The sequence below is a fragment of the Flagellimonas oceani genome, from assembly GCF_011068285.1.
GTDB lineage: Bacteria > Bacteroidota > Bacteroidia > Flavobacteriales > Flavobacteriaceae > Flagellimonas > Flagellimonas oceani.
This window is the reverse complement of record NZ_CP049616.1, coordinates 3,941,601-3,964,499: the sequence shown is the minus strand read 5'-3', so window position 1 is coordinate 3,964,499 and position 22,899 is coordinate 3,941,601. Positions and strand designations below refer to the sequence as shown.

Here is a 22,899-nt window from a genome sequence, read left to right as displayed (position 1 = left end):
AAACAGTTAAATACCGCTTCGTTTTTTAACGTACTTGATATAATTTGCAAGCTGTTTGGAAATGTTGATTACCTTCTTTTTGTAATCGACCAGTTCTTCAGCTTTAAAATATCCTATCTCTTCCATTAAGTTAAGAAGATTTCTGACTTCTCCGGCAGAACCTTTGGAGAAATAAAGGAATCTTATCAACTCTTTGTCTGTTTCCCTTTCAAATCCCTCCGAAATGTTGTTCGAAATTGAAATCGTTGCTCTTCTCACTTGGTCAACCATCGCAAAATCTTCTTTCAAAGGACTTTTCTTCAATAAATCATAAACTTGAGCAGTAAACTTTACGGTTGTTTTGTAAACTTCCAAGTCTTCAAAAGAGCTGTACATTCCATTTACTTTTTACTGCTTAGCTCTTTAACTCACTTTATAATGAAAAACTTTCTCCACATCCGCAGGTTCGTTGCGCGTTGGGGTTGTTGAAAACAAAACCCTTTCCGTTCAAACCTCCAGAATATTCCAATGTAGTGCCCACCAAATACAAAAAGCTTTTCTTGTCCACGATGATTCTCACATCGTTATCCTCAAAAACTTTATCTGTATCCGTTGCAGCATTGTCAAATGTCAATTCGTAAGACAATCCGCTGCACCCTCCGCTCTTTACGCCAACACGCACATAATCCGTGGTGGCATTATAACCTTCCTCGGTCATAAGCGATACCACTTTGTGTCGTGCTGATTCTGAAACCTTAATCATCTTCTTGAATTTAATCTAAATAGCCCACAAATATACTGTATATGTAGGGTTTTACCATGGCAACTAACATTATTATAACGAATGATTCCATAGGTGTTTCTTATGGAAATTGAGGCCGATTTAACGGTAAGTCGCATCAATGGCGTATTCCCAACTATTTTCCATGATTTTTGATACGCTTTTGCCAAAAAAATTTTATGTTCCCGACAACACCAGATTTTACGATTATCCTCATTATTTTTGCAAAATGCTAGAAGACAAGAATCAAGAACGTACATCTTTGGAGGAATTGGGCGAATTTGGCCTAATAGACCACCTTACCAAAAACTTCGAACTCAAACAACCATCTTCCGTGGTCGGAGTGGGCGATGATGCTGCCGTAATGGACTATAACGGCAAAAAAACCATTGTTTCCACCGATATGCTGGTGGAAGGTGTTCATTTTGACCTGAGCTATATGCCCCTGAAGCATTTGGGCTACAAATCGGTGATGGTCAACCTTTCCGATATTTACGCAATGAACGCCATGGCCACGCAGGTTACGGTTTCTCTGGCCATTTCCAACAGGTTTCCTTTGGAAGCGCTCGAAGAATTTTACGAAGGCGTTGCCCTTGCCTGCAAACTTTACAATGTTGATTTGGTAGGTGGAGATACAACCTCATCTACCCGAGGAATGATTGTCAGCGTAACCGCTCTAGGGGCAGCTAAAGAAGATGACATTGTTTACCGTAAGGGCAGCAAGCCCAACGATCTTTTGGTGGTCACTGGCGATTTGGGCGGGGCTTATTTGGGGCTGCAAGTGCTCGAAAGAGAAAAAGAAGTCTTCAAGGTGAACCCCAACAGCCAACCGGATCTGGAACCCTATTCCTACATCGTGGAGCGTCAATTGAAGCCCGAAGCTCGAAAAGACATTGTGGAACTGCTCAAAAAACTGGAAGTAAAACCAACTTCCATGATCGATATCAGCGATGGTCTATCATCCGAAGTGATGCACCTTTGCAAGCACAGTGACATCGGTTGCAATGTTTTTGAGGAAAAAATTCCGTTGGACCCCACTGTGATTTCTGCATCCGAAGAATTTAAGATGGACAGCACCATGATCGCCTTGAGCGGTGGTGAGGATTACGAGCTGTTGTTCACGATTGACCAAGCGGATTTTCCAAAAATAAAAGGGAATCCTAATTTAACGGTGATCGGCCACATGACAGAAAAGAGCGAGGGTATCCATTTGATCACACGGGCGGAGACAAAAATTCCGATTACCGCACAGGGCTGGAACTCGTTCAATAAATAAAAAAATCCCGAAAATCAAGGGCATCCCTACATCATGGTATTGGGGCACGCAACCATTAGCAGCAGGCAATTACTTAAGTTTCCGGGATAAGATTTGGGCCTTTCCTAAAACAAAAAAGGGCTATGCCACTTGGTGCACTACCCTGCTTTTACGTTTTCTGTACATATCTTCCAATGTACTGTTGATCTCTTGCATTTGTGGCGTCAATGCGGAAAGCTTTCCACTGACATCCGTTGTGACTTGCTTTTGGCAATGAATGCATTTGTACTCTTTAATGTGCTGCGTCACTTTTTTGGAGACCGTGTAATGGTGCCCGAACAGACTGCAAAAGAAAGAAGAAAATTTGTTGCCATGTTGCGTAGTAGTTGTTTTCATAGGCGGGTTTTGTTTGGAGAAAAGCATTGAATTACGAAATGGGGCTTCGAAAAATGCTTAATTTGGTTAATGGTAATTTTTTGTTATATAAATTATTTTTGAGATTCAACTTTTTACAGGAACGGATGTTGATAACTTTTTATTTTGTGAATGTATCGAGATAACATTTTTTTCGATGAAATACCTCAAAATCGACAAAAAGCCGTCTTTTTTCGTCCAAAAACACTTTTGTAAGATACCGTATTGAAAACAAATTATCAACAATCCATCAATAAAAAATCGTTAACTGTAACCGCATTTGCTCTTTTTTCGCTCTTTTTTGGTGCGGGCAATCTGGTTTTACCCCCCTTACTCGGATTTAAATCGGGCGATTTATGGTGGTTGGTGGCCTTGGGTTTCTGTATTTCGGGAGCACTTGTCCCTATTTTGGGTATAATTGCCCATGCCAAATTGCAGGGCACCTTGTTCGATTTTGCCAAAAAAGTGTCCCCGACATTTAGTGTGGTCTACTGCTATTTGATCTATGCCATCGCCATTGCCCTGCCATCGCCCCGAACCGCATCGGTTACCCACGAAATGGCCATACAGCCCTTTTGGGACTCTCCCTCATTCCTTACAAGTCTCGCTTATTTTTTATTGGTATTCTTGTTTGCCATCAACCGAACCAAGGTTTTGGATGCGCTGGGCAAAATTTTAACGCCTGGCATCTTGATTATTTTATTGGTGATGATATTAATGGCGGTCTTTACCATGGATTTTGATTTTGCCCCTTCAGGAATGAGCCAACCTTTTAGCTCGGGTATTTTGGAGGGATATCAAACTTTTGATGCCATTGGCGCCGTTGTGGTAGGTGCCGTGATCATTATATCCATTAATATTAAGGAGAAATCTGCAACCTTTGAAGAAAAGCGAAGGCTGATCGGTAGGGCCGGACTTTGGGCGGGAGTCGGTTTATTATTGGTTTACGGTGGACTGATTCTTACTGGGGCTTTGTTCGGGGGTTCGTTCGACCAAGAAATCACCAGAACAGCACTTTTACGCGGAATAAGCACCAAGACCATGGGGCCAACTGCCAATCTATTGTTGAGTATATTGGTAAGTTTGGCCTGTTTTACCACGGCGGTCGGAATCGTTACCGGAACTTCTGACTTTATAAAAGGCCGTTTCAACAATTCTATTTTGGCCTATCGAATTACAGCTTTTATTGGATGTTTGTTGGGTATTTTGATAGGCCAGTTTAATGTTGGCTATATCATCGATGTGGCCGTACCGTCACTAATGTTCATTTATCCCATCACCATTATTTTGATTTTGTTGAACGTTGTCCCAGATAAATGGTCTTCACTAAGAGTGTTCAAAAGTGTTGTGTGGACGACGGTTCTGTTCACTGTTCCTGATTTTTTGGGAAGTATTGGAATGAGCGAAACCATTTTACCTTATGTGGATTGGATTCCGTTGAGCCAGCATCAAATGGGGTGGGTGTTGCCGGCTTTAGTTGTGTTCGTTGCCTGCAACCTTGGCAAAAAATCTAAAAAAAGGCCTCCCGATATTCGGGAGACCCAGTCATTATTTAATTAGTCACAAGCGGTAGACCAATAATCAAACATACCCTGTACATTGTCCGCTTCAGCTTTGGGAAGCCCTTGCTTCAGATTATCTCTCCATTCTTCCCACGTATTTCCAAAAGCGTTTTCAAGATCCTTCAATGTAAGTTCTGCAAAATGTGATTCATAGTTTGGATTCAGAGAATCGAAACCATTATTATCTTTCTCTGGATACAATAAATCTTTCACAATATATCGGTAGAATGATTCGTCAAATTCACAGGTTGTACTACCTAAATAACTTTTATGAATGATTGGGTAGTGCGCCTTAATAAGTTCTCCCTCAACCCCCATGGCCCAACTCTCTCGAACCACTTTCTCAGATTTACTGTAATTAAGTTCATCATTTATATAATGGAGGTTACGGTGAGATGCATGACCAAATTCATGTAAAACCGCCCTAGCTAGTTCATCATGCCTTACATCATAATTTTCCCCATAAAACCATCCTTTTTCTTTGTTCTCATCCTTAAACGCTCCATAAACCCAAATCGAATGGGGGGCCAAATTATAGAAATACCCGGCAACCGGTGCAAACTTTGAAGGTCGGTTATAGGCCCTTATCCATATCCTGTCATTCCCCGGTTTATTGTGCATCGGCCTGGTTATGCCATAATTTTCTCCATAGAAGGAATGATATGCAGCTCTGTGAATCTGCGCATAAAAGGATTGGATGGAACCGTTGATAATGGCATCCCAATCACTTTTCTTGTTAGGGCCAAAGTACCAGGCACGGATGACACCAGAACCCTTGATGATGTACCATTCGTGGTTGGACCATCTCACACTGTATTCCACCGAGTGTTTAAAATCCTTCTTTACCCTGAACTCGCCCTGCTCATCTGTTGTTCCCCATGACCATTTGAGTCCCCGTCGGGCCAAAACTTGGGCCCCGGCTACCGGGACAGGTTGGCCATCGGTAGGCTCTCCTGCAGCATGGTCTATTACACGTATCCTTCCTTCGGGTCTCCATTTTTTCTTCTTGGCGGACAAGCTTTCTTCAAAACCTTTGAACGCATCGGTTCCCTCGGCTAAGTTTTCTGCAACCGCCTCCAGTGCATCGGCCAATTCCAGTTGGATGGTTCGGTCTTCATCGGGCATGTATAGCTCCATAAACACCTCGTGGTCAATTGTTATGGGAAATACATAATCATGGTCTACAACGGTGTACATTGGGTTAGGGGCCTCCAAAGGCAATGTCCTGTCCCTATAGCCATCATTGTGGTCCGATGTGGGCTCGAAATTGTAGTGCAAAGGAAAATCAAAAAGGTCCAATGAACTGTCGTATCTGGACAGTTCCAGAAGTTGCTCTTTGCTCTTGGGCAAGAAACGTACGTAAAGTTTGTTAACTTTTACAGGGTTCTCAGTACCCATATAGAGTTCCCTCTCTTGCAATTTTTCCCACGCGTATTGCATGTTTTGAACGGTCTGTGGTATTTTTATTGGTTCTCCGAGGGTGACAGACCCCTCAAAATCAATGGGCGAAATGGGTTCTTCCTCATTGATCATACATGTCCGGCCCTTGTCCACATCGTGATCAAAAAAAGCTTGGACCTTCTCTGCTTCAATCGAATTATTGTCCAGTACTTCCTGCTCACATCCCGTTAAACCAATTGCCATTGTCAAGATGAACATTACTGGCAAAAGAAACTTTTCTCTTTTCATTTTCTGATTTTGTTTATAGTTATGGCTAAACTCAGAAAATTATTAGTCTCCAAGGGCAGTGAATTGACGGATGGTATTATTTAGGCAATAAATGCACCGTATGAATTGACGAAAGCCAAAAGCAACTGATATTGGGTCATCTAATTCCCACTCCCTTGATGAAGTCGTAGGGATAATCGTAAGCTGTTTCTAACTCTTATCATATAGGGACAAATAAAAAATCCAGTTTGGTAAACACTTCCGTCTACCAAACTGGACTTTAATATTCCAAACGTTATCCTGTTTAATCCGTATCCTTTATCAATACAAAACCGAATCAAAAAAAGATTTCATTTCGGCTGCGTACGGAACACCATATTTTGCAAATGTTGCCCTTGTCTGCGCATCCGGTTTCCAATCAAAAAAGGCATGTCCTGCACCATCGACCTGTAAATATTCCACGGTCTGACCATTCTCTTTCAATAATTCAACATAGCCCTGAATCATCTCGTTTGGTATCAACGGGTCCTCAGTGCCCCTTACAATAAAGTGTGGTATGGCACGGTCTGCCACATTGGGAACGTGCATTGCGGGGGAAACGGCATCAAAATAGGCTTGCTTTACCTCTGGCATAAACTGCTTAAAATCCGAAGCATTGAACGGGCCATAACTTGGTGCAACCACTTTTATGGCTTCGGTAATTTCGTTCTTAACGGCATCAATAGTCTTTCCTTTGGGCATATAACTTGGCATGTATTCGTAGACACCATTGGCCTTGCCAAAACCACCATCGCCGATCATTGGGCCCAAAATAGCGGCAGATGCGGATAAGTGGCCGCCCGCACTATCTCCGGTAATTGCAATTTGAGTTGGGTCACCGCCGTATTCGGCAGCGTGCTCTTGAATATGTGCAATGGCTCCGAAAACATCCTCTATCAATTGGTGCATGGCATTGGGCTCTTTATCCCCGTCCAATGGACCTACCCACCTATAATCTATACTGTAGACTACATATTTGCCTCCTTTTATGAGCTCCCGGGCAAGTCCCCTCATAATATCTTCATTGTTGGAGGACCATCCTCCACCGTGAACAATTATGGCCAATGGCAAATCCTTGGCTCCCTTTGGTGAATACACATCATATTTTAAGGGCTTCACACCTGGTTGCGCATAGACAACATCTTGTGTTACGTTTATATTATCGACCAGGTCATTTTCCACAAAGGTGGCGCCAACGGACATGTCCTTGTCAACGGTAACCTTCATTGTTGGTGTAAAGTTCTCCACACTGGTAGTTCCCCACATTCCCCCTTTAAAGGTATAATAAATTACATCCAGACTATATCCATCAGCGGGAGTGGCCTCTACCGTTAATTCGGTCCCGGCGGCAACCATTCCGTCTTTCGGCAATTCAGGGGAAACGGTGTACGACCCATTTTCGGGCGAAACGAGCGTAACTTTATGCATGTCTTGTACTGTTTCCGGGTTGATTTTGGCAGAGGAAATACTTGTGGCCAAAACAACCATTGATAGGGCAATTGCTGTTTTCATCATAATTTTATGTGCTTGATTGATTAGTTGTGGTTTGCAAAAACTAAAGTTAACACATTTTCTCAGTCACAACAACAGTGTTTGTTGCTGTTGGCTTTTTCAAAGCACTCCTTTCCTTCGGAAAATGCAAAGTAGGCCAATCCCAAGGTTCCCAAACTATCTATATAGGGTATTTTGAAAAGCTCATATATTCCACTACTGATCAACAGGATGATCGACATGTACACACAGACCAAGGTGCAGTTGGCATCTGCCAAAATGGGCGCGGAACCGAGCTCCCGTCCAACTTTTCGCTTCCACCAGACCAAGACCCACATTACAAGTATGGATATGCCCGAAATAATGACGCCCCAGAATGTGGTGAGCGGTTTGTGGCCCGTCCAAATATTATAGAGGCTGGAAACTACAAGACCGACGACCAAAATATAAAAGGCCACACCGGTAATCCTTAGCGCTGTCCGTTCAAACGGATCACGATCGCTTTCCGGATTCCTTTGGATACGCAGCACCATATGGGCAATGCCCAAACCAGAAATCACCTCGATAAAACTGTCGGTTCCAAAGCCAAAAAGAGCAAGGCTTTCATCTTCAAAACCTAGATATGTGGAAATAATGCCTTCTGCCACGTTATAAATAATGGTGAACAAGGCAAGGGCAAATGCAGTTTTATAAAGTTTATCCTGCTTTTCCAAACTATTCGAATTTGCTTTTGCTGAAGTTCGCTTTTTTGTATTACAATCACAAAAGATATAGGTAACTTATCTACTCCGAGTCCCGCTTCTTTTTAGTGTAATGGTAAATGGCGTATGCAATGACCGCCAAGACCACGAAAGGAAGGTAACTCCCGATCACCACTCCTATTTCGTAGGCACTGTCGGGAGCTTCCTCCATCTTTTTTTCAATGTTTGATTGTTGGATAAGGAAAAATAGCAGCTTCATTGGCACTATTTGTTCATTAAGTCTTCTATTTCTTCGATTTCGATAGGAATGTTGCGCATCAAATTGAATGGTTCTCCTTTTTCCTGAATAACGACGTCGTCTTCCAAACGGATGCCCATTCCTTCTGCTGGAATGTATATGCCCGGTTCTACGGTAAATACCATATTGGCCTTCATCGGCTTTTTCAATTCCCCATAATCGTGGGTGTTCAATCCAATATGGTGACTGGTGCCGTGCATGAAGTATTTTTTGTAGGCGGGCCAATCCAGGTTTTCGTTCTGCACATCGGCTTTGTCGAGCAATCCCAAACCTATCAGCTCGGAGGTCATCAATTTACCCACTTCTTTGTGATACTCGGCCCAAATGGTCCCGGGCACCAACATTTTGGTAGCTTCGTCCTTCACGCGAAGCACGGCACTGTAAACCTCTTTTTGCCTGTCAGTGAATCTACCGTTGGCAGGAATGGTGCGGGTCATATCACTGGAATAGTTGGCATATTCTGCGGCAAGGTCCAGCAAAATCATATCGCCATCCTTTACTTCTTGGTTGTTCTCCAAATAATGCAGCACGTTGGCATTGTTTCCTGATGCAATAATGGGACTGTAGGCAAATCCTTTGGAGCGGTTGCGGACAAATTCGTGCAGGAACTCCGCCTCCATCTCGTGTTCCCAAACACCGGGTTTCACAAACTCCAAAATTCTCCTGAAACCCTTTTCGGTAATATCGCAGGCTTTCTGCATCAACTCGATTTCCTCGGGCTCCTTTACCCCTCGAATGTTCTGTAAAATGGGGTTGCTCTTGGCCCATTGGTGCGCCGGATACTCTTTTTTGCATTTTTCGATGAACCGATCTTCGCGGGTCTGCGTTTCCACCGCTTGGCGGTAATGCTCGTTGGTGTTGAAATAAATGGTGTCCGCTTCGGTCATCAGATCAAAAAAGATCTTGTCAAAATCGGAAAGCCAGTACACGGTTTCTATCCCGGACACTTCCGTTGCTTTCTCTTTGGTAAGCTTTGCCCCCTCCCAAACGGCAATATGGTCGTTGGTCTCCCTTACAAAAAGAATTTCTCTATGTTTCGAATCCATGGCATCTGGGAACAACAACAATATGGTTTCCTCCTGATCTGCGCCGCTCAAATAAAAAAGATCGCGGTCCTGCTCAAACGGCAGGGTGCTATCGGCACCAATGGGGTAAATATCGTTGGAGTTGAACACCGCAATGCTCTTGGGCCGCATTTGGGCCATGAATTTCTTACGGTTTTTCACAAAAAGATTACTGTCTATCTGGAAGTATTTCATAGTTGTATTTTGATTTCTTCAAATGTAGTTAATTGCGTTACCGAAGACAAATTCTTACCTTCCCTATCAAATTGAAAAAATGCAGCTCAACCTCAGCATCCCGGCACTACTTTTCCCTGCCATTTCTTTGACCATGTTGGCCTATAATGCAAGGTATTTGGCCATAGCGGCATTGATCAGGCAACTCCATAAACAGTTCGAGGAAACATCCGCTCCGCCATTAAAACAACAGATCAACCAGTTGAGAAACCGTCTGGGCATTATAAAGAACATGCAGGCTACGGCCATCATCAGTTTTTTGTTGGCAGCAGTAACCATGTTCCTAGTGTATGTAGAAATCGAGGTGTGGGCCCACATTGTTTTTGGCATAAGTCTTGTTTTTTTAATGATTTCCCTGGTTCTCTCTCTTTTAGAGGTACAGTTATCCACCAAGGCATTGGGGATTCAACTGAAAAATATGGAAAAATAATAGGCTGTTTAAACAATGTATGTAGGAATACTTCTTCTTACGCTCAGTGCTTAAAAATCAACCGTCAATTGAAAAGGGCCCTGTACCAATTCTAACGGGTCATTGGTAAACCCAACCCGAATAGAACTGCAGTTTACTTCTACTTTTGCGCATAAATTTTAAACATTTTTAGTGAAGGTTTATGCAGCGTGTTAGGGATTTGGAGTTTTTTAAAAAAATAAAACAGATCAGGGAGTATGAGTTTGGCACCTTTTATTTTTTTGAAGGTCTGGTCATTTCAGAAATGAACGAAGGTGAAACTTTCGATTGGTCCATTGCCGAAAAAATAATCGATGTGGCCTATGAGGTATTGGGAAAGGACAAGCCAATTGCCTATATCAGTAATCGCATCAACAATTATTCTGTAGTGCCGACCGATTGGCTGAAGTTTTATAAGCATCGCCATAAATTGGATTTTTATTCCATTGTGGCTTACAATACAAGCGGATTGACGAGTGTAGTTTTGGAGAAATTGTTCTTCAGGAATAAAATTCGTCAGTTTTCCGATCTTGAAGACGCCATCAAATGGAGCATGGCGAAGATCAGCAATCAAATCGACCTATCTGCTTAAATCTTGTTCACTATCTGCTCCGTTTTGCATTTTTCTCTACGTACTGAACTATAGTTTTGGCCACGTTTATGCCAGTGGCCGCCTCAATACCCTTTAAGCCAGGGGAGGCGTTTACCTCGATAAGCAAGGGGCCGTTTTTGGAACGGATCAAATCCACTCCTGCCACACCCAGGCCCAAATGTTTGGTGGCATTGATGGCGATGAACTTTTCACGAGGCGTCAGCTGCACTTTTTGAGTCTCGGCCCCACGGTGCACGTTCGACCTAAAATCGTCCAGCCCGCTGGTCCGCTTCATGCTGGCCACAATTTTATTGTCCACAACAATGATACGAAGATCTTCACCATTGGCCTCCTCGATATACTCTTGCAACAAAATACTGGTATTCATATTGTACAGGGTATCGATCACGGATTTTGCCGACTTCTTGCTTTCCGCCAAGATAACCCCTTTGCCCTGGGTGCCTTCCTGCAGTTTGATGATTACCGGAGCTCCGCCCAAAAGCTCGATTTGGTGCTCTACATTATTGGGATTGATGGAAAACACGGTTTTTGGTACAGGAATCTGTTTTTGGGACATCATTTGCAGGGTGGAAACCTTGTTCCTTGCCCTAATGATTCCCATGGACTTGGCCGTACTGAATATATTGTTCATCTCGAACTGCTTTACTATGGCCGCTCCGTGTCTGGTAACCGTGGTTCCGATTCTTGGGACAATGGCATCAAATTCGTTGGTTATGTTATCGGCTCCATAAAAAATCTGGGGCTTTTCGTCTCCCAACTGTACGGAACATTTGGTATGATCAATATGCTCTACATAATGCCCTGCCTTTTCAAACTCCTCTGCTATCCTTGCGGTGGAATACACATTGAGGCTTACGGAAAGTATGGCAATGTCCATTGGTTTTTTAAATTTTATCCAAATTCGGACAATTATTTGGATTTTCCTTTTGCCCGCTGTTTTTCTTTTGGTGAAATAGGGTTATTCCGTAAGTTTTGGGAGGTTCACAATAACCCTTGTTCCCAGTGCCTTTCCAGTCTCTTCGTCTTTTCCATCGTAAATGGCGTAGCTAAAATCCTCATGGTATTTTTTGGAAAAAAAATCCAATCTATCTTGGACGATCGTCAATCCCAACGATTGCCCCTTTAACGGGTTTTGACGGTTTTTAAGGCGGGATGCTTCCCGTCCTATACCATTATCCTCAACGATAACCGTAAGACAACCCCCTTCATCGGTTTCTTGGACTTTAATGACCAACTGTTTTTTGCCTTTTTTTGTAGTAAGTCCGTGCCAAATGGAATTTTCCACAAAGGGCTGTAATATAAGGGAGGGAATCAAAATAGCATCCGGAGATATCCCACCATCAATTTCTGCAATGTATTCAATGTTGTTTTTGAATCGGTCGCTCTCAATTTCGGTATACATTTCAATAATATCCAATTCCTCCTTTAAGGTCACCAAATCCTTCCTTGAACTTTCCAAGATTCCACGGATAAGTTTGGAGAACCTGCCAAGGTAATAAATGGCCTTTTCTTGATCATTTTCTATTAGATAGGATTTAATGGAATTGAGCGCATTGAAAATAAAATGGGGATTCATTTGACTGCGCAGGGCATCGAGTTTGAGCTGTGCGAACCTGTTCTCCATTTTCATGGTGAGTTTTTCGGTCCTTTCCCTTTGGGCCTCCGAACTTAGCCCCTCTATTTCGGCCTTGGTCTGCAAGAGCTCATCCGATAGGGTTCGGTTGATACTCTCCTTGATCACTTGGTTTTCCTCCAGTTGTTCAATGTATTTTTTCTGTACATGGGCCTTATCCTTGTAGACCATTTTCTGTTCCAATCCAATGGCGAGGGCGAACAACAGACTTTCCAACAATACACCCAGGTAAAAAATATACAGTGTTTCGTCATTGGCCCTGCTATTCTTAAACGAATACAAGGTGATAACGAGGTATGAAACAAAAAGTGCCGACATGCCCGATAGAATGTACCACTTGATTATGCGGTCCTGTTTCAGTACCAAATAGAATCCTCCCACGAACACGATCAGGCTCATCGGCAAAAAGAAAAACCCATGGAAATAATCGATCAAATAAGACCTGGGATTCATCAATTGAACGCCCCATAAGATCAAGTATATCGGTGCAACTCCCAAATAGGCCCTGTATGTCCATTTTACGAATTTCGGATGCCCGTTTTTCAACTGCATAATGTCCAAGACAAAAAAGCTGAACAGCATGGACGCAAACAATTGTGTAGGGTAATGAACCCAAGCTACAAAGCTTCTCCCGGAAGGACTATGGAAAAAATCAGAAAAAAAGACACCTTCCACATATTTCATCAAGGTTATGCCGGTGACCAGGGCATACAGGCAGTAAAATAGGTAAAACCGTTTCTTGTGCTGAAAAAACTGTATCAGAAAAAAAACAAAAAGATAGAACAGTACGGAAACCACAAGGAACCCGAATCCATTTTGGTTACTATCCTTGAAAAAGTCTGTCAAATTTTTCAGCATACGTGCAGATTAGCTCATCCGATTTAAAAAGGCCTCCTTTTTGGTCCTTGAGACCGGTATCTTCTTTTGGTTCGATAAAACCAAATACCCTTCCGAACGTAGATACTCCTTCACTTTGAGCAAATGCACGATATAGGAATTATGTACCCTGAAGAACATTCGGTTGGGAAGCATGTCCTCCAGCTCTTTCAATTTTTTTGATACCAACAACTGTTCCCCGGATTCCAAAAAGGCTTTTGAGTAATTCCCGTCCGATTCGCAATACACGATCTCATTTACCCGCAGGAACAAAATTTTTCCGCTTACGGGAATCTGAACGATCTGCGGTGAACTTGCCCGGGAAAGGGCTTCAAAAGTTTGCTCGAATTGGTGTTTGAAATTTTGTGCCCCGTTCAATTTTTTCAGCTTTTCCACCACGCCCAAAATATCATCTTGGTCTACCGGTTTCAAAAGGTAGTCCACAGCGCTTTCTTTAATTGCCCTAATTGCATATTGATTGTATGCTGTGGTGATGACTATGGCAAAGTTGCGATATTCCAATTTTTCCAAAAGCGAGAAACCGCTCATTTCGGGCATCTCAATATCCAAAAAAACACAATCGGGCTTTAAGTAATTGATTCCCGATATGGCCTCTACGGGAGAAGTAAATGTTTCAACAATTGAGATAAAGTCCGAGTGCCTCCTCAACTCCCAAGAGAGGCTGTTGATAGCGGCCAACTCGTCATCTACAATAATTACCCTCATGATGGTTCCTTATTTACCCCAAATTATAAATTGAACCGCTACAAAACCCACCTGTAGTGATATTTAACATAAAATGGTGTATGTCCGGCAACTATGCTGTACGGATGGTAAATCCTTCCAAAAAAGAACGGAATGCCCCATTGGCAATAAAAAACAACCAGCCAGCATAATAATATGCACCTACGGTAAGGAGCGAGTTCATCAACTGGTCCAGCAATTCTAATTTGACCGCTGAAACCCAAAAAAATTAAAACATGAAAACAAGTGAATTGTCCATTAAAGCATTCTTTTTAACCGTAATGTCGGTTGCAATGATCGTCTCATGCTCTCCAGAGGATGGTGAGGACGGAGCCGTTGGCCCACAAGGACCCCAAGGGGAACAAGGCGTCGCCGGACCTGCAGGCCCACAAGGAGAACAGGGAGAACAGGGCGAGCAAGGAGAAACTGGTACGGCCAATGTGATTTATTCGGATTGGGTAAATACCGAATTCGGCAACAACATCATAGCCACATCCTCTTCCTTTACCATTGATGCCCCGGAAATTGATCCCGACATGCTAAATTTTGGGACCATTTTGGTCTATGCAAGAAGAATTGATCTGGGTGCCGGAGGAAACCTCGTCTACCAACTCCCTATAGTATTCGGGGCAGGCAGGCAACAATCCTATTATTATAGGGCACTAAGTGATGAAATCAGAATCACGGTGGCAGCCAACGAAGAAGGCGAAAGTGTCTCTGACGGCTCATTTTTGGAGCAGTACCGTTATGTTCTCATTCCCGGTGGCGTATCCACATCTGCTAAATCAGATTTAGATTTTACCAAGATGAGCTACCAAGAGGTGATTGCACATTTCAATATTCCTGAATAATCAGGTATTATAAAGTTCCCCCTAACTTTTTTAATACGTTGAAGCTTATACAAAGTATGTGAACAAATCGGATGTTATTCCAGGTATCTAACTTTATAAATCATCTAGGCTTCACCACGGTTCATCTGTTCCGATAAACCTGATGGGATACAGGAAACAGTCTCTTTTTATCCAACTCTCCATAACTTGTGTGGAAAATTTCTCCATTTTAAGGACATTTCCTAACGCAAAATCCAACCTCGGCCATACCTCGCTGCCTTTATTCGATCATTTTCAAAGCTTTGACCCTTCTATATAATGTTTCTAAATAAGGGGGTACAACTTGTTTATTCCTTGTTAAAAACTCATCCGTGCCGTAAATTTGTGTAAAAACTAACTTCTGATGAGTTTGATAAAATCTTCGTTGGCCCGAAAATATGTTATGGCCCTATCGGGTCTTTTTTTGGTCACATTTTTGATTCTTCACGTGACCATTAATTTGGCCTCGGTATTTTCCCCCGATTTTTTTAACGAAGCATCCCATTTTATGGGCTATAACCCCATAGTCCAATTTTTGATGCAGCCTATTCTAATCGCAGGTGTCATTGTTCACTTTGTAATGGGCTTTGTTTTGGAGATCCAGAACAAAAAAGCCAGGAACGTGGGCTATGTTAAGTACAATGGCAGCGCCAATGCACCATGGGTTTCCAGAAACATGATCTATTCAGGTTTGGTGATCCTTGCTTTCTTGGCATTGCACTTCTACGATTTCTGGGTACACGAAATGACCTATAAATATGTGGAGGCCAATCCTGAGGACCCAACACGTTACTACCACGAGACTGTTGAGAAATTCGCTCCTTTTTGGAGAACCATTCTTTACGTGGTTTCCTTTGTGTTGCTGAGCCTGCACTTGTGGCACGGCTTTGCATCCTCTTTCCAATCCATGGGTGCCAACAACAAGTACACCGTTGGATTTACAAAATTTGCTAAAATATTTGCGGTAGTGGTACCCTTGGCATTTGCATTTATCGCCATATACCACCACCTTAACCCAATAACACAGTAAGTATGGGCATATTGGATTCTAAAATTCCATCTGGGCCGTTGGCCGACAAATGGACCAAGCATAAAAACGACATCAATCTGGTTAACCCTGCCAACAAAAGGAACATCGACATCATCGTTGTAGGTACAGGACTTGCAGGTGGTGCCGCTGCCGCAACTTTGGCCGAGTTGGGTTACAACGTAAAAACATTCTGTTATCAAGATTCACCGCGTAGGGCGCACTCCATTGCTGCCCAAGGGGGTATCAATGCAGCAAAAAACTATCAAGGGGATGGCGATAGTAACTACCGCCTTTTCTACGATACCATCAAAGGTGGCGATTATCGCTCCCGCGAAGCCAACGTTTACCGACTGGCAGAAGTTTCAGGCAACATCATCGACCAATGTGTGGCTCAAGGGGTTCCCTTTGCCCGTGAGTATGGCGGTATGTTGGATAACCGTTCTTTCGGTGGGGTACTTGTTTCAAGAACCTTTTATGCCAAGGGACAGACCGGTCAGCAATTGTTGCTGGGTGCCTACTCTGCGATGAACCGTCAGATCAACCGTGGAAAGATTCAAGCCTTTAACCGTCATGAAATGATGGATTTGGTCTTGGTCGACGGTAAGGCAAGAGGAATTATCGCTAGGGACTTGGTAAGTGGGGAAATCGAAAGGCATAGCGCCCACGCCGTAGTTTTGGCTACGGGAGGGTACGGAAACGTATTCTTCCTTTCCACCAACGCCATGGGAAGTAACGTAATGGCTGCATGGAGAGCGCACCGAAAAGGAGCCTTCTTCGCCAATCCATGCTTTACACAAATACACCCTACCTGTATTCCCGTTTCTGGGGACCATCAATCCAAATTGACATTGATGTCCGAGTCGCTAAGAAATGATGGTCGAATCTGGGTACCTGCAAAAAAAGAGGATGCCATTGCCATACGCGAAGGCAGATTGAAGCCAACGGAAATTGCCGAAGAAGATAGGGACTACTATTTGGAAAGAAGGTATCCCGCCTTCGGTAACCTTGTGCCCCGTGATGTGGCATCAAGAGCCGCCAAAGAACGTTGCGATGCCGGTTTCGGAGTGAACAAGACCGGTGAAGCGGTATTCTTGGATTTCGCATCTGCCATAGAGCGTTATGGAAAAGAAAAAGCATTGACCTCTGGAATTAAAGATCCGGACAAGGCGACCATCACCAAACTAGGTGAAGAAGTTGTTGAGGCCAAATACGGCAACCTTTTCCAGATGTACGAAAAAATCGTAGACCAAAATCCATACAAAACCCCGATGATGATCTATCCCGCGGTACACTATACCATGGGAGGTCTTTGGGTGGATTACAACTTGCAGACCACTATCCCCGGCTGTTATGCAGCAGGAGAGGCCAACTTTAGCGACCATGGTGCCAACCGATTGGGTGCTTCAGCGTTGATGCAAGGACTTGCCGATGGATATTTTGTATTGCCATATACTATTGGTGATTACTTATCCGATGATATTAGAACCGGTGCCATTCCAACGGATTCCAAGGAATTTGAAGAAGCTGAGCAACAAGTTCGCGACAGAATGGAAAAGTTGATGGGCGGTTCGGGAATCCATTCCGTGGATTATTATCACAAGAAACTTGGTAAGATCATGTGGAACAAATGTGGTATGGCCCGTAACGAGAAAGAACTGAAAGAAGCCATCAAGGAAATTTCCGAACTTAGAAAGGATTTCTGGGAGAACGTAAAAGTTCCCGGAAGTATCGATTCCAAAAACCAAGAACTGGAAAAAGCTGGACGCGTGGCCGATTTTTTGGAGTTGGGCGAGCTTTTCGCAAAGGATGCACTGCACAGAAACGAATCATGTGGAGGGCACTTCCGTGAAGAGTACCAGACCGAAGAGGGAGAGGCGCTCCGTGACGATGAAAACTTTAAATATGTGGCCGCATGGGAGTACAAGGGCGAGCCCAAGGATGCTGAACTTCACAAAGAAGATTTGGTATATGAAAACATTGAACTGAAGACAAGATCATATAAATAATTATTGTGTTATTGGTTATTAAGTTATTGGATAAAGAACAGCAGTAGAATCAGTAGTGGGAAGTTTTAAATCTTTTGAAGAATTGGCTTGCTGGAAAGAATCCAGAATACTAAGGAATTATGTTAAAGATGAAATCATTCCACTTTTGCCCGATTCTGAAAAATTTGGACTTGCCAGTCAAATACAACGTTCTTCCCGGTCAGTTGGGAACAATATTGCAGAAGGGTTTGGAAGGTTCAACTATCAGGAGAACATTCAATTTTGCCGCATGGCAAGAGGCTCTTTGAATGAAACTTTAGACCATATGATTATAGCGTTGGATGAAAACTATATCGAAGAGGAAAAACTTAATAACTTTAGAGGATTATATAACAGAACATTGAAAATATTAAACGGTTATATCAAATATTTAAGGGATGCTAAACTAAAGTTTAAACCAATAACCGATTAACTTAATAATTAGCGAAGCAATGAAGCTACATTTAAAAATATGGCGTCAAAAGGACGCATCCACACCAGGAAAAATAGTTGATTATACCCTCGACGGTGTAGAAGGAGATATGTCTTTCTTGGAAATGTTGGATATCCTAAATGAAGAATTGGTCTCCAAAGGTGAGGAACCTGTAGAATTTGACCACGATTGTAGGGAAGGGATCTGCGGAACTTGTTCCCTTCAAATCAATGGGGAACCTCATGGACCGGATAGATTGGTAACCACTTGCCAATTGCACATGAGAAAGTTCAAGGATGGGGATACCATTGTAATTGAACCTTTCCGTGCCACCGCATTCCCGGTTATCAAGGATTTGATCGTAGACCGTAGCGCTTTCGACCGCATACAGCAAGCTGGTGGTTATATTTCGGTGAACACATCTGGAAATACCATAGACGCCAATGCCATACCCATTAACAAATATGATGCTGACGAAGCCATGGATGCCGCCACCTGTATTGGTTGTGGCGCCTGTGTGGCCGCTTGTAAAAATGCAAGTGCCATGTTGTTCACCTCGGCCAAAGTTTCCCAATTTGCCTTGTTGCCCCAAGGTCAGGTTGAAGCTACCGAGCGCGTACAAAACATGGTCCGCCAAATGGATCTGGAAGGTTTTGGCAACTGTACCAACACCGGAGCCTGTGAAGTGGAATGCCCCAAAGGTATCTCATTGACCAACATTGCCCGTATGAACCGTGAATATTTATCCGCCACTATAAAAGGATAAACAAATCACATTTCGGATATACAAAACCCAAACTCCAGTTGGAGTTTGGGTTTTTTGTTATCTTACGGTATGCCCAAAGAATACCCAAAAGAACGCATCAAAGTCCCTCGGTTCAATGAGGAATCTGGTTTCTACACCACACCGGAACGTTCCAAGATCATGGGAAAAATCCGCGGCAAGAATACCAAGCCGGAACTTGCTTTTAGAAAAGCCTTGTGGCAATCGGGCTACCGTTACCGCATCGACTACAAAAAACTCATAGGAAAGCCGGATATCGCCCTTAAAAAGTACAAGACCGTTATATTTATTGATGGGGAGTATTGGCACGGCCATAATTGGGAGAAACGCAAGGAAAAAATAAAGACCAACCGTGAGTTCTGGATTCCAAAGATTGAACGTAACATGCAGCGCGATGCAGAGGTGAATCAGGCCCTAAAGGAAAAAGGATATACGGTATTCCGATTTTGGGAAACCGAGGTAAAAAAGAATCTGGATGGATGTTTGGAACAGGTACTCACCCATTTGAACGAGGTCAAAGCTGCTTTTTCACAACCTTGAATACTTGTAGCACTTCATCCAAAGGCAGCTCAAAATCCTGAAATTCCGGTGAAGTATTCAAGTTATGGCATAGCAAACTCTTATGTACCCTATCAAACCCTGTAAGCTGCTTACAGATAATCCTATCGGAACAGACCAAGATATATGGTTGTTTCCAATAAGTTTCGTTATTACGGGTCAAAGATTCCTTTTTGATTTCGAGCCCAAGCACATAGGCCTTGTTCGGGATTGCCTCGGAAGTGCCATCGTCCATGGAATCACCGGACACTTCAAATATCCGATGGGCCTCATCCGTTAAAAAATCGATGATAAATCCACCCTGGAAAGGATTGCTAAAAATATCCTTCGCTATGTCCCGAATGTATTTTTGATGCCACTCCACCAACACCAATGGTGCCATCACCAAGTATTTTCCATATTCCAACGGGTAAAAAACGCTCCCGTGCTTGGTAAATGGCTGACGCTTGGTATAGGCCTCGCCCATATCGTTCACCTCGTGCATGTAGAGCTCCGCAATGGTGAGTCCAAAGTACTCAGCAATCTTGGTAAGGTTTTTTATAGGGATGTTGGCATCCTTGCGTTCGTAGAGCTGAATCGTTCGAAGACTGACGCCAATTTCCTTGCCCAATTGCGATTGACTTAAATTATTTTTTCTTCGTAATTGCTTAATTATATACATTTATTTCTATATTGTGCAATATTGTTACGCAATAAACACACGACGCAGCAATCTATCTAGTTTTCTGTAATTGGGTTACAGGCCAAATATAGAAAATCGGATCTGACCCCGACATATAATTATTTAAACTTGAATTATATATGGGTTCAATTAAAGGCCATGGGCCATTCCTAAAAGCCGAACTGATCTTTAAAGATGAAGATTATGGCAAGCCGATAAGCGCAAGACTCTCGGAAGTACTCCGTAGAAACACATCCAAAAACGATCTGGCAAATATTGCCATACAGAGCAATGTGAGCTTTTCCACCATTCGCGATGTGGTGTACCGCACCAATAGTTTGACCAAGCTGAATGCGAAAGCCATGTCCTTATTGATTCATGCGGCTTTCGAAAATTCCTTCGCCTACAAATTACAGGCCGAGGGGGATATTGTTTTTTTGGGAGGCTTGCTAAACCTGTAAGCGGAGCAACCAGTCCGTTTGCCTGTCAGAACCGATATAGTACGGATGTTCACCAAACTTGGCAAAGCCGTGCCGTTGGTAAAACCGAATGGCTTTTGGATTGCGTTCCCAGACGCCGAGCCAAATGTAGCTCTTGTTCAATGTTCGGGCCTTGGCAACTATTTTTTGCAGCATCCAAGAACCGATTTTTTTGCCTTGATGTTCCCCGATGACATAAATACGCTCGATTTCGAGGGCATTGGAATCGTACACATCGGTTTGTGCGGTATTGATATTTAGTTTGAAATAGCCCGCCAGAGTTTCATCATCATAAACAAAATAAAAAAGACTATCCTTCTTTTTGAGTTCGATTGCCAGCTTTTCGCTGCAAAAAGCTTTATGGATATATGCCTGGAAATCTGCTGGATTATTGTCCTTCTCAAAAGCTTCGGAAAAGGTAGTTTTAGAAATAGCCACCAAAGTGTCCAAATCGGTAAGGGTACATTCTCGAAAATGCAGTGCCATTGGTATGGTTTTCCTTAAAATTATAGCAAAAAAAAGAGCCTAACAAGATGTTGGCTCCAAATTTTTCAGGGGGATTATAACTGACTAAAGCATAAAGAGCTTTTTGATCAAAAGCATAAACCCTGTAAAAAAATCGTTTCGGTAAACTTGGACGTTTTCGTCCATCGTTGTGTGTGTTTTTAGTGCCATGGTTAAATCGGTTTTGGTGGTGTTAATTTGGGTAAAAATTTCGATATAACCAAATATATAATCGATGAATGGCAATATAAAACTATTGTTGTGTAATAGCTTTAATATGTTGTAAAAATGCCGGGGATATTTATTAAATATTCATTTCGGGGATGTCGCCTTCCACAACCAGCCTTCCTTCGGTAGCCTTCTGTATTTCTTCTACGGAGACACTTGGCGCTCTTTCCAACAATTTAAATCCTTCTTCGGTGACTTCCAGAACAGCTAGATTGGTCACTATTTTGGTGACACATCCAACACCTGTCAATGGCAAGGAGCATCTTTTCAACAGTTTTGAATCACCGTCCCGGTTGGTGTGCATCATTGCCACGATAATATTTTCCGCTGATGCCACCAAATCCATGGCACCGCCCATTCCCTTGACCATTTTTCCGGGGATTTTCCAGTTGGCGATATCTCCGTTTTCGGCAACTTCCATTGCCCCTAAAATGGTCAAATGGACATGTTGGCCACGAATCATTCCAAAGCTAGTGGCCGAGTCGAAAAATGAAGCTCCCGGCAACGTGGTAATGGTCTGCTTTCCGGCATTGATGATGTCGGCATCTTCCTCACCTTCAAACGGGAAGGGGCCCATCCCTAGGACACCGTTCTCGCTTTGGAATTCCACACTTATATCGTCCCGCACAAAATTGGCCACCAAAGTGGGAATCCCTATACCTAGGTTAACGTAGTATCCGTCCTTGACTTCTTTTGCAATGCGCTTTGCTATTCCGTTTTTATCTAACATTTCTTTAGTGTATCTTATATGAACACCCCTAAAGTCCCCTCAAGGGGACAATCTTGATGCTTAATTTTTGGTTCTTACAGTTCGCTGCTCTATTCTTTTCTCATATTTCTGGCCTTGGAAAATACGCTGTACAAATATCCCGGGAATATGAATCTGGTTGGGGTCCAAACTGCCTGCCGGAAGCAATTCTTCGACCTCCGCAACGGTAATGGTGGCCGCCCCACACATGCAGGGGTTAAAATTTCGGGCAGTGCCCTTAAAAATCAAATTGCCTGCCTCATCTCCCTTCCAAGCTTTTACAAAAGCAAAATCGGCTTTAAAAGCAGGTTCCAAAACATACATCTTGCCATCAAATTCTCGGGTTTCCTTACCCTCGGCCACTTCAGTTCCATATCCCGCAGGGGTATAAAAGGCCGGGAACCCTGCCTGGGCCGCCCTGCATTTCTCGGCAAGCGTTCCTTGTGGTGTGAGTTCCACTTCCAGTTCCCCACTGAGCATCTGGCGTTCGAACTCATCGTTCTCGCCCACGTATGAGGATATCATTTTTTTAATCTGATGTTTTTGTAAGAGCAATCCCAGTCCAAAATCGTCCACTCCGGCATTATTGGAGATGCACGTGATGTCCTTAATGCCCAATCGAACCAATTCATCGATGGCATTTTCGGGTATACCGCATAGGCCAAATCCTCCCAACATAAAGGTCATCCCGTTTTCAACTCCCTTCAGGGCATCGGTTACATTGGCAACTTTTTTATTGATCATAGCATTCGTATTAATATTCCTTGAAATTACGATTTAA

At 43.1% G+C, this 22,899-nt stretch carries 26 protein-coding genes; 11 read left to right on the top strand and 15 right to left on the bottom strand.

Translation table 11 applies throughout. From position 1 onward, the window contains the following. Positions 1-6: 6 nt before the first annotated feature. Entirely contained in the window at positions 7-375 is a 369-nt protein-coding gene (locus GVT53_RS17945) for a four helix bundle protein (protein ID WP_166249858.1), read from the bottom strand. A gap of 37 nt (positions 376-412) precedes the next feature. After that, positions 413-742 carry a HesB/IscA family protein gene (locus tag GVT53_RS17940; protein ID WP_166249857.1) on the bottom strand — a complete coding sequence of 110 codons (330 nt, stop codon included), beginning with the start codon at positions 740-742 and terminating at the stop codon, positions 413-415. Between the two features lie 247 nt (positions 743-989). On the opposite strand from GVT53_RS17940, the gene thiL reads away from it, so the two are divergent. Beyond that, positions 990-2,036 (top strand): thiamine-phosphate kinase, encoded by a 1,047-nt coding sequence (gene thiL / locus GVT53_RS17935; protein ID WP_166249856.1) that lies wholly within the window; start codon positions 990-992, stop codon positions 2,034-2,036. Between the two features lie 120 nt (positions 2,037-2,156). Here thiL and GVT53_RS17930 read toward each other — a convergent pair whose 3' ends face one another. Continuing rightward, positions 2,157-2,411 (bottom strand): hypothetical protein, encoded by a 255-nt coding sequence (locus GVT53_RS17930; protein WP_166249855.1) that lies wholly within the window; start codon positions 2,409-2,411, stop codon positions 2,157-2,159. A gap of 243 nt (positions 2,412-2,654) precedes the next feature. On the opposite strand from GVT53_RS17930, the gene brnQ reads away from it, so the two are divergent. Further along, complete coding sequence (gene brnQ / locus GVT53_RS17925; protein WP_205791755.1) at positions 2,655-3,989, top strand: branched-chain amino acid transport system II carrier protein; 1,335 nt, start codon at positions 2,655-2,657, stop codon at positions 3,987-3,989. On the opposite strand, the gene GVT53_RS17920 is transcribed toward brnQ, so the two are convergent. From GVT53_RS17920 to GVT53_RS17900, 5 genes are all read right to left on the bottom strand, one after another. Continuing rightward, positions 3,986-5,680: a hypothetical protein gene (locus GVT53_RS17920; RefSeq protein ID WP_166249854.1), complete on the bottom strand. Its 1,695-nt coding sequence runs from the start codon at positions 5,678-5,680 to the stop codon at positions 3,986-3,988. The genes brnQ and GVT53_RS17920 overlap by 4 nt on opposite strands. Positions 5,681-5,980: 300 nt before the next feature. Beyond that, entirely contained in the window at positions 5,981-7,213 is a 1,233-nt protein-coding gene (locus tag GVT53_RS17915; RefSeq protein ID WP_205791752.1) for an alpha/beta fold hydrolase, read from the bottom strand. A 59-nt stretch (positions 7,214-7,272) separates the two neighbouring features. Continuing rightward, a complete protein-coding gene (locus tag GVT53_RS17910; RefSeq protein ID WP_166249853.1) occupies positions 7,273-7,902 on the bottom strand; it encodes a cation efflux transmembrane domain-containing protein in 630 nt (209 codons plus the stop codon). 70 nt (positions 7,903-7,972) lie between these two features. Beyond that, positions 7,973-8,149, bottom strand: a complete 177-nt coding sequence (locus tag GVT53_RS17905; RefSeq protein WP_166249852.1) for a hypothetical protein — start codon at positions 8,147-8,149, stop codon at positions 7,973-7,975. A 5-nt stretch (positions 8,150-8,154) separates the two neighbouring features. Next, entirely contained in the window at positions 8,155-9,447 is a 1,293-nt protein-coding gene (locus tag GVT53_RS17900; RefSeq protein ID WP_166249851.1) for an aminopeptidase P family protein, read from the bottom strand. A 79-nt stretch (positions 9,448-9,526) separates the two neighbouring features. Here GVT53_RS17900 and GVT53_RS17895 point away from each other — a divergent pair, with 79 nt between their 5' ends. After that, positions 9,527-9,916, top strand: a complete 390-nt coding sequence (locus GVT53_RS17895; protein WP_166249850.1) for a DUF2721 domain-containing protein — start codon at positions 9,527-9,529, stop codon at positions 9,914-9,916. A 181-nt stretch (positions 9,917-10,097) separates the two neighbouring features. Beyond that, positions 10,098-10,526 (top strand): hypothetical protein, encoded by a 429-nt coding sequence (locus GVT53_RS17890; RefSeq protein WP_166249849.1) that lies wholly within the window; start codon positions 10,098-10,100, stop codon positions 10,524-10,526. A 10-nt stretch (positions 10,527-10,536) separates the two neighbouring features. On the opposite strand, the gene GVT53_RS17885 is transcribed toward GVT53_RS17890, so the two are convergent. The 3 genes from GVT53_RS17885 to GVT53_RS17875 form a co-directional block, all read right to left on the bottom strand. Further along, positions 10,537-11,424 carry a RimK family alpha-L-glutamate ligase gene (locus tag GVT53_RS17885; RefSeq protein ID WP_166249848.1) on the bottom strand — a complete coding sequence of 296 codons (888 nt, stop codon included), beginning with the start codon at positions 11,422-11,424 and terminating at the stop codon, positions 10,537-10,539. A gap of 81 nt (positions 11,425-11,505) precedes the next feature. Further along, complete coding sequence (locus GVT53_RS17880) at positions 11,506-13,038, bottom strand: histidine kinase (RefSeq protein ID WP_166249847.1); 1,533 nt, start codon at positions 13,036-13,038, stop codon at positions 11,506-11,508. 9 nt (positions 13,039-13,047) lie between these two features. After that, on the bottom strand, positions 13,048-13,782 hold the full coding sequence (locus GVT53_RS17875; protein WP_166249846.1) for a LytR/AlgR family response regulator transcription factor: 735 nt from the start codon (positions 13,780-13,782) through the stop codon (positions 13,048-13,050). 254 nt (positions 13,783-14,036) lie between these two features. Here GVT53_RS17875 and GVT53_RS17870 point away from each other — a divergent pair, with 254 nt between their 5' ends. From GVT53_RS17870 to GVT53_RS17845, 6 genes are all read left to right on the top strand, one after another. Continuing rightward, a complete protein-coding gene (locus GVT53_RS17870) occupies positions 14,037-14,651 on the top strand; it encodes a collagen-like protein (RefSeq protein WP_166249845.1) in 615 nt (204 codons plus the stop codon). Between the two features lie 379 nt (positions 14,652-15,030). Next, positions 15,031-15,699: a succinate dehydrogenase cytochrome b subunit gene (locus GVT53_RS17865; protein ID WP_166250528.1), complete on the top strand. Its 669-nt coding sequence runs from the start codon at positions 15,031-15,033 to the stop codon at positions 15,697-15,699. A 2-nt stretch (positions 15,700-15,701) separates the two neighbouring features. Beyond that, positions 15,702-17,705 carry a fumarate reductase/succinate dehydrogenase flavoprotein subunit gene (locus GVT53_RS17860; RefSeq protein WP_166249844.1) on the top strand — a complete coding sequence of 668 codons (2,004 nt, stop codon included), beginning with the start codon at positions 15,702-15,704 and terminating at the stop codon, positions 17,703-17,705. A 55-nt stretch (positions 17,706-17,760) separates the two neighbouring features. Next, positions 17,761-18,156 (top strand): four helix bundle protein, encoded by a 396-nt coding sequence (locus GVT53_RS17855; RefSeq protein ID WP_166249843.1) that lies wholly within the window; start codon positions 17,761-17,763, stop codon positions 18,154-18,156. A 19-nt stretch (positions 18,157-18,175) separates the two neighbouring features. Continuing rightward, complete coding sequence (locus GVT53_RS17850; RefSeq protein ID WP_166249842.1) at positions 18,176-18,922, top strand: succinate dehydrogenase/fumarate reductase iron-sulfur subunit; 747 nt, start codon at positions 18,176-18,178, stop codon at positions 18,920-18,922. Between the two features lie 69 nt (positions 18,923-18,991). Further along, the gene (locus tag GVT53_RS17845; RefSeq protein ID WP_166249841.1) at positions 18,992-19,480 is read left to right on the top strand and encodes a very short patch repair endonuclease; all 489 of its coding nucleotides are present in this window, start codon (positions 18,992-18,994) and stop codon (positions 19,478-19,480) included. Here the strand turns inward: GVT53_RS17845 and GVT53_RS17840 are convergent. Next, positions 19,455-20,159 (bottom strand): helix-turn-helix domain-containing protein, encoded by a 705-nt coding sequence (locus tag GVT53_RS17840; protein ID WP_166249840.1) that lies wholly within the window; start codon positions 20,157-20,159, stop codon positions 19,455-19,457. The two genes, GVT53_RS17845 and GVT53_RS17840, sit on opposite strands and share 26 nt — an antisense overlap. Before the next feature lie 140 nt (positions 20,160-20,299). Between GVT53_RS17840 and GVT53_RS17835 the strand changes: the two genes are divergently transcribed. Beyond that, positions 20,300-20,620: a hypothetical protein gene (locus GVT53_RS17835; RefSeq protein WP_166249839.1), complete on the top strand. Its 321-nt coding sequence runs from the start codon at positions 20,300-20,302 to the stop codon at positions 20,618-20,620. On the opposite strand, the gene GVT53_RS17830 is transcribed toward GVT53_RS17835, so the two are convergent. The 3 genes from GVT53_RS17830 to GVT53_RS17820 form a co-directional block, all read right to left on the bottom strand. Further along, entirely contained in the window at positions 20,609-21,124 is a 516-nt protein-coding gene (locus GVT53_RS17830; protein WP_166249838.1) for a GNAT family N-acetyltransferase, read from the bottom strand. The genes GVT53_RS17835 and GVT53_RS17830 overlap by 12 nt on opposite strands. Before the next feature lie 322 nt (positions 21,125-21,446). Beyond that, a complete protein-coding gene (locus GVT53_RS17825; protein ID WP_166249837.1) occupies positions 21,447-22,100 on the bottom strand; it encodes a 3-oxoacid CoA-transferase subunit B in 654 nt (217 codons plus the stop codon). Positions 22,101-22,160: 60 nt separating this feature from the next. Continuing rightward, positions 22,161-22,862, bottom strand: coding sequence for a CoA transferase subunit A (locus GVT53_RS17820; protein ID WP_166249836.1), 702 nt, complete (start codon positions 22,860-22,862; stop codon positions 22,161-22,163). Positions 22,863-22,899 lie beyond the last annotated feature (37 nt).

Excerpts from the sequence above, each read along its gene's own strand:
- GVT53_RS17820 (WP_166249836.1), bottom strand. The coding sequence starts at position 22,862 with ATGATCAATAAAAAAGTTGCCAATGTAACCGATGCCCTGAAGGGAGTT.
- GVT53_RS17885 (WP_166249848.1), bottom strand. The coding sequence starts at position 11,424 with ATGGACATTGCCATACTTTCCGTAAGCCTCAATGTGTATTCCACCGCA.
- GVT53_RS17905 (WP_166249852.1), bottom strand. The coding sequence starts at position 8,149 with ATGAAGCTGCTATTTTTCCTTATCCAACAATCAAACATTGAAAAAAAG.
- GVT53_RS17850 (WP_166249842.1), top strand. The coding sequence starts at position 18,176 with ATGAAGCTACATTTAAAAATATGGCGTCAAAAGGACGCATCCACACCA.
- thiL (WP_166249856.1), top strand. The coding sequence starts at position 990 with ATGCTAGAAGACAAGAATCAAGAACGTACATCTTTGGAGGAATTGGGC.
- GVT53_RS17945 (WP_166249858.1), bottom strand. The coding sequence starts at position 375 with ATGTACAGCTCTTTTGAAGACTTGGAAGTTTACAAAACAACCGTAAAG.
- GVT53_RS17825 (WP_166249837.1), bottom strand. The coding sequence starts at position 22,100 with ATGTTAGATAAAAACGGAATAGCAAAGCGCATTGCAAAAGAAGTCAAG.
- GVT53_RS17880 (WP_166249847.1), bottom strand. The coding sequence starts at position 13,038 with ATGCTGAAAAATTTGACAGACTTTTTCAAGGATAGTAACCAAAATGGA.
- GVT53_RS17890 (WP_166249849.1), top strand. The coding sequence starts at position 10,098 with ATGCAGCGTGTTAGGGATTTGGAGTTTTTTAAAAAAATAAAACAGATC.
- GVT53_RS17915 (WP_205791752.1), bottom strand. The coding sequence starts at position 7,213 with ATGATGAAAACAGCAATTGCCCTATCAATGGTTGTTTTGGCCACAAGT.
- GVT53_RS17930 (WP_166249855.1), bottom strand. The coding sequence starts at position 2,411 with ATGAAAACAACTACTACGCAACATGGCAACAAATTTTCTTCTTTCTTT.
- GVT53_RS17840 (WP_166249840.1), bottom strand. The coding sequence starts at position 20,159 with ATGTATATAATTAAGCAATTACGAAGAAAAAATAATTTAAGTCAATCG.
- GVT53_RS17940 (WP_166249857.1), bottom strand. The coding sequence starts at position 742 with ATGATTAAGGTTTCAGAATCAGCACGACACAAAGTGGTATCGCTTATG.
- GVT53_RS17895 (WP_166249850.1), top strand. The coding sequence starts at position 9,527 with ATGCAGCTCAACCTCAGCATCCCGGCACTACTTTTCCCTGCCATTTCT.
- GVT53_RS17870 (WP_166249845.1), top strand. The coding sequence starts at position 14,037 with ATGAAAACAAGTGAATTGTCCATTAAAGCATTCTTTTTAACCGTAATG.
- GVT53_RS17860 (WP_166249844.1), top strand. The coding sequence starts at position 15,702 with ATGGGCATATTGGATTCTAAAATTCCATCTGGGCCGTTGGCCGACAAA.
- GVT53_RS17920 (WP_166249854.1), bottom strand. The coding sequence starts at position 5,680 with ATGAAAAGAGAAAAGTTTCTTTTGCCAGTAATGTTCATCTTGACAATG.
- GVT53_RS17900 (WP_166249851.1), bottom strand. The coding sequence starts at position 9,447 with ATGAAATACTTCCAGATAGACAGTAATCTTTTTGTGAAAAACCGTAAG.
- GVT53_RS17875 (WP_166249846.1), bottom strand. The coding sequence starts at position 13,782 with ATGAGGGTAATTATTGTAGATGACGAGTTGGCCGCTATCAACAGCCTC.
- GVT53_RS17835 (WP_166249839.1), top strand. The coding sequence starts at position 20,300 with ATGGGTTCAATTAAAGGCCATGGGCCATTCCTAAAAGCCGAACTGATC.
- GVT53_RS17845 (WP_166249841.1), top strand. The coding sequence starts at position 18,992 with ATGCCCAAAGAATACCCAAAAGAACGCATCAAAGTCCCTCGGTTCAAT.
- GVT53_RS17830 (WP_166249838.1), bottom strand. The coding sequence starts at position 21,124 with ATGGCACTGCATTTTCGAGAATGTACCCTTACCGATTTGGACACTTTG.